Below are 12,765 nucleotides of genomic sequence, written 5' to 3'. Positions count from 1 at the left end.
AAGGCATCTATACCTTTAAAGAAGAAGGTCGATACCAAGGAGAATTTGCCGATGGTGAATTCAACGGTCAAGGTGTCCGCGAATTTGCTAACGGCAACCGCTACGAAGGAAGTTTTAAAAACGGTGAGTTCGACGGTACAGGAACTTTTACCTCAACTAACGGCATTCGTTACGAAGGCTCTTTTACCAATGGTTCTCCCAGCGGTCGCGGGGCTTTTACCTTCAGTAATGGCACTCGATGCGAAGGAGATATTAAAGAAGGAAAAATTAACGGCAAAGGCGTCTGTCAATATGCTAATAAGAACCGCTACGAAGGAGAGTTGCTGAATAATGTGCCTAACGGGCCGGGAATTTATACCTTTGCTGAAGGAGGTCGTTATGAGGGGCAATTTAGTGAAGGGCAGTTTCACGGTAAAGGGGTTCGCGAATATCCGAACGGCAACCGCTATGAAGGAGAGTTTGTAAAGGGCAACACTCAAGGTCAGGGGTTGTTTACTTTTAAAGAAGGGGGACGTTATCAAGGGCCGTTTGACAATGGAGAATTTAGTGGTGAAGGTGTCCGTGAGTTCGCCAATGGAGATAGCTATAAAGGCACTTTTGTCAAGGGTAAGATGAGCGGGAAAGGAGTTTACATTTTTAAGAATGGCGATCGCTGCGAAGGCGAATTTAGCGATGGTCAGTTCAACGGCAAAGGTACTTGCATTTACGCCAATGGCGATCGCTATCAAGGTGAATTCCTTAACGGCCAGAAACACGGGCAAGGTTCTTATCTATATGCAGATGGAACGAAAGTAGAGGGAACTTGGCAACAGGGGCAGCTTAAAAAATAACCTTATAATCTATCTCTCCCTCCTTGTTGACCCCCCTCCTCACCAATAACATAAGGCGCTTTACAGTCGGCAAACCGACGTTTTATAGCGCTTTTCAAGTTGGTGAGCGTAGCGGAGGGCTTTTAATTTCACATCCGATTCACACAGGGTCTTTTTTAGGATTTTCTGGATTGCTCGAAGAAGATTTATTTTTTTTAACTGCATATCGACGCAGATAGACGTAGATAGATTACGTTTTGGGGCAACGGATTTGGTATAAATTTTTTCCTTGTTCTCCATAAAAGAAGTTTAAATCCTCGGCGTTTTGTTCATGCAGCTTGTTGAAAAGGCTACAATTTTTCTGTTTGACCCACCCTAGCGCATTAATTTCTAGTGTTTCTACAACTAAAAAAACAAGGCCGGCGGATTGTTTCCTTATTAATGAGTTTTATTTTAGTTTTGCTTCTAAATAATGGGGTTCAATCCTCGCCTCAAACCGGCACTCAAATTCTTTGGGATACCTATGGAATTCCACATATTTACGGAGAAAATAGTAAAAGCCTTTTCTACGCTTTTGGGTGGGCGCAGATGCAAAGTCACGGTAATCTGATTTTGCGTCTTTACGGGCAAGCTCGCGGGCAAGCTGCAGAATTTTGGGGCGAAGATTATCTCGAATCCGATCGCTGGGTGCAAACTATGGGAATTCCTAATCGCGCCAATGCGTGGTATGAATCACAAAATCCCATTTTTCGCAACTATCTCGATGCTTTTGTTGGCGGAATGAATGCCTATGCAAAAGAACACCCAGAGGCGCTCACCGAAGAATTAAAGGTAGCATTGCCCCTCAAACCTGTAGATGTATTGGCACACGCGCAACGTGTCATCAATTTTACTTTTGTAGTCGATCCAGAGCGCCTTGAAGATATCGCTGAAAATGACACCCCCAAAGGCTCTAATGGTTGGGCGATCGCTCCTTCGCATTCTGAAAGCGGCAATGCCATGCTATTGGCAAATCCTCACCTTCCTTGGTCGGATTTATATTTATGGTACGAAGCGCAGCTGATTGGTCCAGAAATTAACGCTTACGGAGCGACTCTCGTCGGATTTCCTGTATTAACGATCGCCTTTAATGACAACTTGGGATGGACTCATACTGTCAACACTCACGATGGCTGGGATGCCTATGAATTGCCCCTCGCTAACGATGGCTATCGCTTTGATGGCAAAATCCGAAATTTTGACAGGGAAGAGAAGGTTTTAAAAGTCAAAGAAAAGAATGGGAATTTGCGATCGGAATCTCTAGTAGTGCGGCGTTCTGTTCACGGGCCGATTCTCACAGAAAAACAGGGGAAGGCGATCGCCCTGCGCGTTGTCGGACTCGATAAACCAGCAGCCCTTCAGCAGTGGTGGGATATGGCACGATCGAAGAATTTTTCTGAATTTGAAGCCGCTTTAAAGCGCTTGGAAATTCCCATGTTTACCGTCATGTATGCCGATCGTCAGGGGCATATCATGCACTTGTTTAACGGTCAAGTCCCCATACGCAAAAAGGGAGATTTTAAATACTGGTCAGGCACGATCCCAGGCAATACGTCAGAGACTTTGTGGAGCAAAAATCATCCCTATGCGGATTTGCCGCGCGTTGTCGATCCGCCCAGCGGTTGGTTGCAAAATACCAACGATCCGCCTTGGACGACGACGTTTCCCAGCGCGATCGCACCGGATAAATATCCCGCCTACATGGCACCGCGCGGCCCGATGGACTTGCGATCGCAGCGATCGGCAAAAATGCTCTTAGAAGATGCAAAAATCTCATTCGATGAATTGATGCAATACAAACATTCCACTCAGGTAGAACTCGCCGATCGCCTCCTCGATGATTTAATTCCCATCGCACGGCAAGGCAGTGAAAAAGCGCGCCGCGCTGCGGAAGTTCTCGCCACTTGGGATCGCAAAGTCGATGCTGACAGTCGCGGTGCGGTGCTGTTTGCCTTTTGGAAACAAGCGATGGATGCCGATCGGTTATTCGCTAAACCTTGGAGCGAAGATGCGCCGCTAACGACGCCAAACGGGTTGGCAAATCCTGCGGAGGCGATGCGGGTGCTGGAAGCGACAGCAACCAAAGTTGAGGTAACTTATGGCGCGTTAGATGTGGCATGGGGCGAAGTCTTCCGATTGCCTGGGGTGGCGAATCTGCCGGCAAATGGAGCTGACGCTGCTTTGGGTGTATTTCGCTCAGTATGGTTTGCTCCAGGGAAAGACGATCGCTTTCAAGCGGTTGCGGGCGATTCTTTTGTCGCTGCGATTGAGTTCTCGAATCCGGTGAAAGCGATGGCGCTAAACAGTTACGGCAACGCCACTCAACCTGGTTCGCCCCACGCAGGCGATCAGTTGCAGCTATTTGCTCGCAAGGAATTGCGCCCTGTATGGCGATCGCGATCGGAAATTGAAGCTCACCTGAGTTCGCGCCAAAAACTATAGAACCCATTTGAGATCTCAGGAAGCGGCTGCAAGCCGCTTCAGCATTAGCCTGACAAAGCAGAGGTTAATCTTAGTTGTTGCATGAGATAGAGTTCGCTCAAAATTCTTTACTAGACTTTTACAACGCTCCATCGAAGCATTGGATCGTTCTATCACCCATCGAGCCACCGCTGGCACAAATCCCGATTTTTCTTGCGCTGCCTTCTCTTGTTTCGAGGGCTTTGTCGAAAGCTCAAACCTGATTTTCGTCATGATCTGAGGATAAACCTTTTCCAACGCTTCAATCAAATAGTCAATATGATAACCGTGGTCTAGCAGGATGGTAATCTTGGGAATATTAACGGGTTTTGACGTAAAATAATCGATGTTGAGCGTCAGCATCTCAATCAATCCTGAATCATCTGAAACATTAGCCTTAGTTCCGTGAGTGAAGAAGGGAAACCCAAGCGTATCAACGGCTAGATGTTTTTTAATCTCATGGGTTGCTTTGTAGAAACTTTCATCCCTTCGAGTCCACACTCGCATTGCAGGTATTTTTCACAGCTTGGGAGTCAATGATGATTGCTGACCTGAAGAAAGCGGTACAAACACATACTTATTCCTATCAACCGCATCACTTGTATTCTTAACCAAACATATCAATAAACCGGAGTGCGATCGCCCTCTCCTAACTTGCCGACACCTGACCTGCCGCACTGTCGCAAAATCCGCCAAACATGAAACGCACTATGTTAATATAACGAATAGGCTGCTATCACAAAATAAGATAAAAACGGTTAAGAAAACACCGGATACAACAGATACCCGAGATTACACCGCCCTTAACGTCTTGAATATCGAACAACTCAAATATCTGGCATCAAGGTACAAACTCAAAGGCTATAGAGAGACGAGTAAATTGGAATTGATAGAAGGATTGAAACAATTGATCAAAATAAAGGATAAAACTTCAATGTAAGGTGCAAAAGCGCGACGCATCGCGTTTTTGGTCTGGAGGCGATCGCTACATTTTGAAGAGGGTAGTTATCTATATAAAAATTACCCCGGTCAAGAACAATAGTATTAGAATAAAAATTAAAATAAAAAAATTAAAACCTAACGTATAAAGTAAAATTGCATAAACAGTCATTCCACCTAAAACTATTTTAAATGCAGTTTGAACTTTCTGCTTTCGTATACGCTGTTTTTGCTTTTGTATCTGGTACATTCTTTTTGCCTCTTCAATCCGAAATTTTTCCTCTTGTTCTCTGTTTTTACGTTTTCTGTCCTGTTGAAGCATTTCCCTTTCTAACTGCCTCGTAGGTGTTTCGCATTCTTGATGAACATAAACTAATCTTTCTTCATAATAATCATTAACCTGAATAGCTTGCTCGATACTGACAGTCTGATGGCAATAAGGACACTCTTCTAAAAGCTTTTTTATTTCCAAAACAAGTTGTGCTACAGTTATAAATTTATCTAAATTATTGCCCAAGGAGTCATCTAACTCTGCAAGCTTAAATTCATCTTCAATCTCATAGGAGATTTGAACCCAGTCCAAAGAATCTATGCCTAAATTTTCGATAAGGCGAGAAGCTATAGTAATTTTATCGGGTTCACTTGTTCTACACCGTTCCAGAAGAATCGGGCGTATGCGTTCAAATATTTTTTCAATTGATGTATCTGAGTCAAACATCATAAACTTCCTTATCTTGACTTGTCCCGTGTCAGTGTGTCAGCCGCTGCTACACCCTTAAGACTTTAACAGCAATAGATCTCAAATGAGTTCTATAGCAGAAGGCACAAGGCACAAGGCACAAGGCAGAACGAAGAAGTTAAAAGACCTCTCTCCTTTTACCCTCTCTCCGTTTTCCCTTTAGGCATCGCGCCGCAGCCGGCAAGCATACGCACCGACTGCTACGAGCAATAAGCCCAGGGCGGAGATAGCGTATAACAAGGCCATGCCAGCACCGGCACCTGTCCCCAGAATTCCGCCAAAAATAGCTGCTAAAAAACCTCCCGGTTGCATGGCGGGTTCAAAGACGCGATCGGCAAGTGGTCCTGCGATCAATAAACCGATCGCTGATGCCAATTGCACGATAACTGCTCTGGTAGCAAAAACGCGCCCCTGTACCTCGGGTGCGACTTTCGCCAACCAGATCGCCTCGTTGGAACTGCCGAGGATGGGGAAATTGAAAGACGAACAAAATTGAGCGGGAATCCAGATGGAAAGCGCCTGACCGAAAGCAAAGACTATTTTACTCAAGCCCGCGCCTGCCATGCCGAGCAGAAAGCCCCGGATTCGGCGTTTGGGACCGCCCCAAATACTGACGATCGATGCTCCTAAAACGCCGCCGGCGCCGGCGGCTGAAAGGATAGTACCGAGGATTCTGGCATTGTTGCCGGTGCGTGCCAGTATCATCGGTGAGTAGAGGGCCGCGCCGATGTCGTGAGCAAACCAGAATAGCGAAACGGACACCAGCAAGGCAAGCAGGCTGGGACGCTCGATGATGTAGCGGAATCCGAAGCTGAGTTCTTGCAATAGGTGAAAGCGAGTCGGCTGGGGATTGGAGGCGATCGCGGGCTGGGGTATTTTAACAGATACTAGGGTGGCGATCGCGATTGTAAAAGTTGCCAGGTCGATTGTAAAAATCCCGCTCAACCCAATCGCAGAATAGAGAATCCCCGCCAGCGTCGGAGCGATAATACTCGCACCGTAACTTGCCAAAAAACTTAAACTGCTAGCGCGGCTGTAATGATTTTCTGGCATCATTGTGGCGATGGCTGCTGAGTAAGCTAACTGCTGAATTTGGTCAAAAATTCCGTTAATCGCAGCCGCTACATATATATGCCATATTTGCAGGTTTTGGCTGATATAAAGTAAGAGGATAGTGACTGTTAACAGAGCTGAAACCGCATCGCCGATTCCCATCAAAAATTTTCGATTACAGCGATCGACGAGAATGCCAGCAACCGGAGCGAGAAAGATGCGCGGCAATTGAGTAAAAAACATCAACAAAGCCAAAGCTGTGGCTTGACTGGTGGACTCCCAAATCCAAATAGTCAGCGCAAACGCGGACATAGCGCTGCCAATCATCGAAGCCGTTTGTCCCAGCCATAGTTGAATAAATTTTTGCATTAAATAGGCGATCGATAGGATTTAAAATTCAGAGGATCGGGGTTTTTAGGCAGGAGAATGACACCCGCATCAAACCGCACGTCGCTCTCATTAAAACCAAGGCCATTGCTGGCTAAGGGGAGATAATTCTTCATATTGCTGTCTCGCCTCCTTACGGTAAAATTTCGCCAAATGCCGCTGTCGCCACATCAGTACACCCGTAACAAACAGTACAAACGCTGCTAATCCTGCGATCGCGTGGGCCAGCCGCAAGTAAATTCCGCCATAGCTGCCAATATGTAGGAGATAAAGCGAGTTGAGAATTCGGTTTGCTACAGAAGCTGAATTTACACTGTCAGCCTGCAATATCTCGCCACTGTATTGGTCGAGATAAATGGTGCTAATCCCGTTTGGGTGCGGGTCATTGGGAAATTTTTTCCGTACCTTAAAAGTTTCTTCAGGTGTCAAAGGCAGAGAAATAAAAGTGGTTTTAGCTTCTGTCCAAACGGTATTAGCTTGCTGTAATATTTCGTCAAGATTTTGCCTCGAACTGCTAGATTGGGGATGAGAAGTCAATGCTGGCTGTGGCTTTTCATTTGTTAGCCAATACAAAGTCGATTCAACTGGCGCGTAAAAAATTATCGCGGTCCCTGTAGCAGAGATTAGTATGAGGAAAGCGACCGATACAATGCCAGAAACGTTATGTAAATCAAATACAGTTCGCTGCCAGTGAGCTTTCCAATTAATAGAAAATCCGCGAACCAAATTGCGCCAACCCGTCCACAATACCAAGCCAGTAAAAGTTAGTCCTAGCATTACTAGACCGCAAATACCTACAACAAAATGACCGAATTCTCCTCCAGCTAATTCCGCGTGTAGCGTCAAAATAAAACCTGTAAAAGTTTCTTTCCCAATGCGCGCACCCGTAATATCGCCGCTGTAAGGATTGACATAAACGCTAACTATTTGCTCACTCTTTGACAGCATCCAAACTTTGCAAACTTCCTTCGCTTCTCGGGGCAGCAAGATACTAAGAGCTTGATTTTGCGGATAAGCTTTTTCGACAATTTGCAGGATATTTTCCAGCGGTATCCGTTCGGCTTGAGGAATAACTTGCAGGAGTTGGGGATTGAAGAACCGCTCGGTTTCGGGACCGAAAACCAGCAAGCAGCCGGTTAAAGCAATTGCTGCTAGAAATATTCCTACCACCAGCCCCAAATACAAGTGCAGTTTGAATGCGAGTTTGCGGAAATTCATCTCGAAATTTTTCTCAAAGCCGTTAACTGTTCTCATTATCTAACCCAAGTTGCTAGTTATAATTAGACGCCCCCAACCCCGCAGATTTGGGGGGGTTTTAGAGTAGTGTTCCCAAATTTGCGGAAGGCTTTTAGAGTTACCCCGAAGCTTGGGGGTAGATTTGTAACTAGCAACAAAGGTTTTTCAGAGGGAGAGCCACCCTTGTTATCATTACCAGAAAAACACCTGATACCGACAGTTAGGCGGCTAGCCCTTTCCTCGCAAGTCCCAACTTTCTCATCAGCATGAAATCCCCAGCCGATAAATAATTACCAGTTAAGGCGGTAATTAACACTGAGAGTCAAACCTCTGCCTGGATAATTAGAGCTATCCGAGCCAAATCCAGCTAAGTATTGAGAAACCACGGGAAAATATTGATTATTCAATAAATTCTCGACTTTGACTTGTAGCAACCCTTTTCCCAGTTGAATTGTGCTGACGTAATCCACTGTGATATAACTGCTAATTGGGCCACCATCCGAGCCATCTTTGAAGGCCCGATCGCGATTTCCAGAATATAATAACTGTAACCGATTATTCCATCCCTGCAAAGTTTCGTTTTCGAGATAAGCTGTTAGCTTGAGCGGTGGAATTCGGACGCTATCAAGGGCGATGGACTTGCCATCTTCGTCATATTCGCCTTGAATATAAGTAGCAGTCCCGCCGAGGGACCATGCTCGTGCAGGTTGCCAATCCACAGTCCCTTCTAAACCGTAAATGCGTTCTGGGGCGCGGATTAGTTCGAGGCGACCGGTGTTGCCAACTGGTTGAAAATTCACTCCTAGATCGGAGGTATTGTAAAAAGCGGAAAGCGACATTTGCACGGCTTCCCATGCTCCTCGAATGCCTATTTCGTAGCTGTTGACTTTTTGCGGTTGAGTTACTTCTAACGAAGATTCAATTCCGACAAAATTTTCGGGGGGTTCGCGGAGGATGCGGCCGAAATCGGGAACTGAGAAACCTTGAGCAAAGTTGCCAAATACGTTGAAGTTGTCATTAATTTTATAGACAGCCCCTGTATTAAATAGGGTGGCGTTAAATTTGCGATCGCCTCCTTGGATCTGGCGATCGTTAAAAGTGGTATAATCATTGACTTCTAACCCGATGCGTTCGTGACGTATCCCGCCACTTAGAATGACGATATCGTCAATATTCCATTCCAATTGACCGAAAAGGCCAAGGCTGTTGTAAGTGTAAGGAGGAACGAAAGGACGCTCGGAAATTTTCCGGTAAACCCGACGACCACTTTCGTCAAATCTCTGCGGGTCGTACAAGTCGAAACGCTGTTTGCTATCTTCAGTAACATAGTCAGAGCCCCAAGTTAATCGAAGATTTTCGGCACGGGACAAAGGGGTGGTAATCGCCAGTCTACCTCCTATCTGTTCGCTCTCGGCTCGCGAACGAGTAACGCCGACAAACGGACCATAGAACTCGAATGGGCGGTAATCTAAAGGAACGCCTGAATTGGAATTCGTTCGATAGTAGATTTGACTTTGAAGGCTGCTGCCAAAAAGGTTTTGGTTGGTGTAACTTAGGTTGAGCTGTGTACTTTTATTTCCCGGTGTTTCCCCGTCGATATCCAACTCTCCGGTTCGGATGGCGCGGGCTTTTTGCCGTCCTTCCTGGTCGTCAACGCTAGAGTCTCCGATCACATTGGGCTCTTGGGTTTCCCGATAGTGATTGACAGTTAGTTGCAGCCGCTGTTCGCTGGTCAAATCTACCCCGACTTTGCCCATCACGTTGAAGAGGGTGCTGCTATCTCCGCCGAGTTCAAAATAGGGAATGCGATCGCCTTTGGCATCGTAAAAAGATCCACTTCTAGAGAGCGAGACAGTGCCGGTCAGATCGAAATTGCCCGATCGACCAGAAATCGTTTGCTGAGCGTTAAAGCCTAGAGCGTCTTCTGTGTTTGTTAAAGAGCTATTGACGCCCACTTCAGTAATAGCAGTTAGCCTTTCCTCAGTTGGCCGGCGAGTAATAATATTAATCACGCCACCTGTAGCCTGAGCGCCGTAGATTGCAGTAGACCCCCGCACTACTTCAATACGTTGGATAGCGCTGGGATCGATGTTTCTAAAATCTCTGCCAAAAGATTGAAGATTAGTCGTTTGTGGCACGCCGTCAATCAGAACGGAAACATCGCGACCACGCAAAGTTTGTCCATAAGTTGCCGTACTTTGAGTCGGGGGCGCAAAACCGGGAACCTCATTTGCCAGAGCTTCCCCGATATTTCTCGATGGCCCTGCCTGCTGCTGAATTTCTTGTGAGTCTACCACCGTTATAGAGCGCGGCACGTTCGTCACTCTTTCTGAGGTTCGTGTTGCAGTGACGACGATTTCAATCGGGTCTCTCCCCGCCTGTGGTGTCCCAGGTGGCTGTGCTGTCGGCGGCAATGGTTCTCCGGGCGTCTCAGGTGGCTGCGCTGTCGGCGGCAATGGTTCTCCGGGCGTCCCAGGTGGCTGCGCTGTCGGTGGCAATGGTTCTCCGGGCGTTCCTGGCGGCTGCGCTGTCGGCGGCAATGGTTCTCCGGGCGTCCCAGGTGGCTGCGCTGTCGGTGGCAAGGGTTCTCCTGGTATCTCTACCTGCTGCCCTGTCGATGGCAAGGGTGCTGCGGGTGTACCCGGCCGCTGGGTTGTAGGAGCCGATGCCGGCGGGCGAGCAGTCATCTCCGAGGTGGGTTTTAAGCTGAGAATCAGACCCGCAGCACCCGGAATCACCCGTGCCACTGGTTGGCCCGTCTCGCCAATGACTTTGATCCGGATGCTGTTGTTATCTAAAGGAGTAACGGTGACAGAAGCAATTCCCGCCGCCGGCTTGTCTTGACGAAACTCATTGCCCCCCGGTAATCGCAGTTGAGCGGTGATGACATCAGCTTGTAAAGTTTCGCCAAAGCTGGCGCTGAAGACTTGCAGGGGTCTTCCATCTTCAGTGTCTAGGATGATTTCAATGCCTTCTGACGTGGGGTTGAGGCGAACGCCCGTCACCTGCGCGATGTTGGAAGCGCACGCCGGCTGAGCGACTAACGCCGACACGACTCCTGCCAGCCCAAGGCTACTTAGTAATTTCTGTGATCTCTTCATTACTCTTGAATAAACAATTAATGGAACTTCGGATATGTGGTTTGCGTTGCTTGCACAACATGATTTGTGGCAGCGTTACTGCTCTTGTGTGCCCCTTGAAACTGACCTGCGGAAGATCCGGCCCAGTTGTCGGGCGCAGTTCGATCCGATTCTCCCGTCGCTAGTGGCATTTGTCTGGGAATACAGGAGGCGCGTGAGGGCGAAGGCCTGATTCCGGTGGCGCTCTGAACGATCGACCACGGTTGGCACATTCTTCAGTTAAAGGAAGTAGTCGCTGGGCGCTTAATGAGAAAGTGCCTTAATTAGATAACAGAGCACTTGCATCTGTCAAGAGTGAGCTAATGAAAACTTATTGCATTTTAATATAGGGGGTCTGACCCCTTTCTCTAGTTAGATACCACTTGCATATTATGGTTGCTTGTCAGGGCTAGACAACGATCGCCTGAAATGCTATGGCAAGAGTTAGAAAAGATTATCATATACGAAACTATAGGAGTCAACAAATTTGTTAAAAGACTCTTGACAATAAATCTCATCTAGCCTACTATGCTTAAAGTCGATAGCCGTAAAGCCCCTGAAGCTGATATCGAAGCTGGCTTGGACCCAAAATCGCACTGGAGCCTGCCGAACAGCGCGATCGACAAGAAAACCTGAAAAGAAGCGCTAATACCCGGATTGAAGACTAAAAGGCGCTGATGGGAGACTCGTAACGCCCGACAACTGTTCACAGAAAGTCTATGTGGAAAGAATTTGGCGGAACTGGTTGGCGTACTGCAAACAAGATTTATAGGTAAAAAGAATCGATGAGTGACGCAAGCATTAAGGGAAACCAACTCACCGAAAGTTGTACCAATTTAGTAGAACTCCTACAAAACAGAGCACTGCACCAACCAGAGCAGAAATATACATTTCTGTTAGACGGAAAAACTGAAACCGCCAGTTTGACTTATCGAGAGTTAGATGCGATCGCCCGATCGCACGCCGTGCGACTTCAGACATTGGGGGTAACAGGCGAACGAGCCTTACTGCTTTTCCCGCCAGGATTGGATTATATCGCCGCCTTTTTTGGATGTTTGTACGCCAAAGTGATCGCGGTTCCCCTCTATCCGCCGAAGCTGAAACGGAATTTAGCGAAAATTAGTGCGATCGCCAAAGACGCAGGAGCAACAGTTGCGATCGCTCCCGCGCGACACCTGGAAAATTTAGAGCAGCTATGCGAGCAAGCGCCGGAACTCAAAGCGATGCGTTGGCTGAGTGCAGAGGAGCTTTCCGATGACGGCGAAAAGTGGCAGCAGCCACCCATCCATCCCGACTCCGTGGCTTATCTTCAGTACACTTCGGGCTCAACCTCCACCCCCAAAGGCGTAATGGTGAGCCACGCAAACGTTTTGTACAACATCGAATACATTCACCGAGGCTTTGACCACGATTCCGAGAGCGTTGCGGTAACGTGGCTTCCCCCGTTTCACGACATGGGGTTAATTGACGGATTGCTCAAACCTTTGTATCTGGGAATTCCCTCTTACTTCATGCCGCCAGCGGCGTTTATTCAGAACCCGATGTGCTGGTTGGAAGCGATTTCGCGCTACAAAGCTACCCACAGCGGCGGGCCAAATTTTGCTTACGACTTGTGCGCTAGCAAAATAAGCAAAATCTTGGGCGATGGCGAAAAAATGCTCGACTTGAGTAGTTGGCGCGTGGCATATAACGGCGCAGAACCCATTCACAAAGAAACCCTAGAGCGATTTACCCAAGCTTTTGAGCCCTGGGGTTTTCAGGCCGATGCCTTTTGTCCTGCTTACGGAATGGCAGAAACCACGCTAAAAATTGCCACGGTTCGCAGCGGGACAACACCGACTTTCTTACCTGTTGACGCTGGGGCGCTGGAAAATAATCACATTGTAGAAGTTGTGGAAGGCGAGGGGGGCGCGAGAACTTTAGTCGGCTGCGGTTTCCCTGAATTTGGCACTAAAGTTGCGATCGTCAATCCCGAATCTCTGAC

At 47.5% G+C, this 12,765-nt stretch carries 8 protein-coding genes; 3 read left to right on the top strand and 5 right to left on the bottom strand.

Features of this window, described 5'->3' with window-relative positions:
• Positions 1 to 830, top strand: an 830-nt coding sequence (locus QUA38_RS22430; protein WP_333165721.1) for a hypothetical protein, incomplete at its 5' end; no start/stop codon positions are given.
• 420 nt (positions 831 to 1,250) lie between these two features.
• On the top strand, positions 1,251 to 3,290 hold the full coding sequence (locus QUA38_RS22425; protein ID WP_333165719.1) for an acylase: 2,040 nt from the start codon (positions 1,251 to 1,253) through the stop codon (positions 3,288 to 3,290).
• A gap of 15 nt (positions 3,291 to 3,305) precedes the next feature.
• Here the strand turns inward: QUA38_RS22425 and QUA38_RS22420 are convergent, their stop codons facing one another.
• From QUA38_RS22420 to QUA38_RS22400, 5 genes are all read right to left on the bottom strand, one after another.
• Complete coding sequence (locus QUA38_RS22420) at positions 3,306 to 3,815, bottom strand: transposase (RefSeq protein ID WP_333165717.1); 510 nt, start codon at positions 3,813 to 3,815, stop codon at positions 3,306 to 3,308.
• Positions 3,816 to 4,317: 502 nt separating this feature from the next.
• A complete protein-coding gene (locus tag QUA38_RS22415; protein WP_333165715.1) occupies positions 4,318 to 4,968 on the bottom strand; it encodes an acyl carrier protein in 651 nt (216 codons plus the stop codon).
• Between the two features lie 177 nt (positions 4,969 to 5,145).
• Positions 5,146 to 6,408 (bottom strand): MFS transporter, encoded by a 1,263-nt coding sequence (locus tag QUA38_RS22410; RefSeq protein ID WP_333165713.1) that lies wholly within the window; start codon positions 6,406 to 6,408, stop codon positions 5,146 to 5,148.
• A gap of 90 nt (positions 6,409 to 6,498) precedes the next feature.
• The gene (locus QUA38_RS22405; RefSeq protein WP_333165710.1) at positions 6,499 to 7,680 is read right to left on the bottom strand and encodes a PepSY-associated TM helix domain-containing protein; all 1,182 of its coding nucleotides are present in this window, start codon (positions 7,678 to 7,680) and stop codon (positions 6,499 to 6,501) included.
• A gap of 272 nt (positions 7,681 to 7,952) precedes the next feature.
• A complete protein-coding gene (locus QUA38_RS22400; protein ID WP_333165708.1) occupies positions 7,953 to 10,763 on the bottom strand; it encodes a TonB-dependent receptor domain-containing protein in 2,811 nt (936 codons plus the stop codon).
• 803 nt (positions 10,764 to 11,566) lie between these two features.
• Between QUA38_RS22400 and QUA38_RS22395 the strand changes: the two genes are divergently transcribed.
• Positions 11,567 to 12,765: fatty acyl-AMP ligase (locus QUA38_RS22395; RefSeq protein WP_333165706.1), on the top strand; the 1,199-nt coding region annotated here is incomplete at its 3' end.

This window comes from Microcoleus sp. Pol12B4 (assembly GCF_036701385.1).
Classification (GTDB): Bacteria; Cyanobacteriota; Cyanobacteriia; order Cyanobacteriales; family Microcoleaceae; genus Microcoleus.
This window is presented reverse-complemented; position numbering and strand designations above follow the sequence as displayed.

Excerpts from the sequence above, each read along its gene's own strand:
- QUA38_RS22425 (WP_333165719.1), top strand. The coding sequence starts at position 1,251 with ATGAGTTTTATTTTAGTTTTGCTTCTAAATAATGGGGTTCAATCCTCG.
- QUA38_RS22420 (WP_333165717.1), bottom strand. The coding sequence starts at position 3,815 with ATGCGAGTGTGGACTCGAAGGGATGAAAGTTTCTACAAAGCAACCCAT.
- QUA38_RS22415 (WP_333165715.1), bottom strand. The coding sequence starts at position 4,968 with ATGATGTTTGACTCAGATACATCAATTGAAAAAATATTTGAACGCATA.
- QUA38_RS22410 (WP_333165713.1), bottom strand. The coding sequence starts at position 6,408 with ATGCAAAAATTTATTCAACTATGGCTGGGACAAACGGCTTCGATGATT.
- QUA38_RS22405 (WP_333165710.1), bottom strand. The coding sequence starts at position 7,680 with ATGAGAACAGTTAACGGCTTTGAGAAAAATTTCGAGATGAATTTCCGC.
- QUA38_RS22400 (WP_333165708.1), bottom strand. The coding sequence starts at position 10,763 with ATGAAGAGATCACAGAAATTACTAAGTAGCCTTGGGCTGGCAGGAGTC.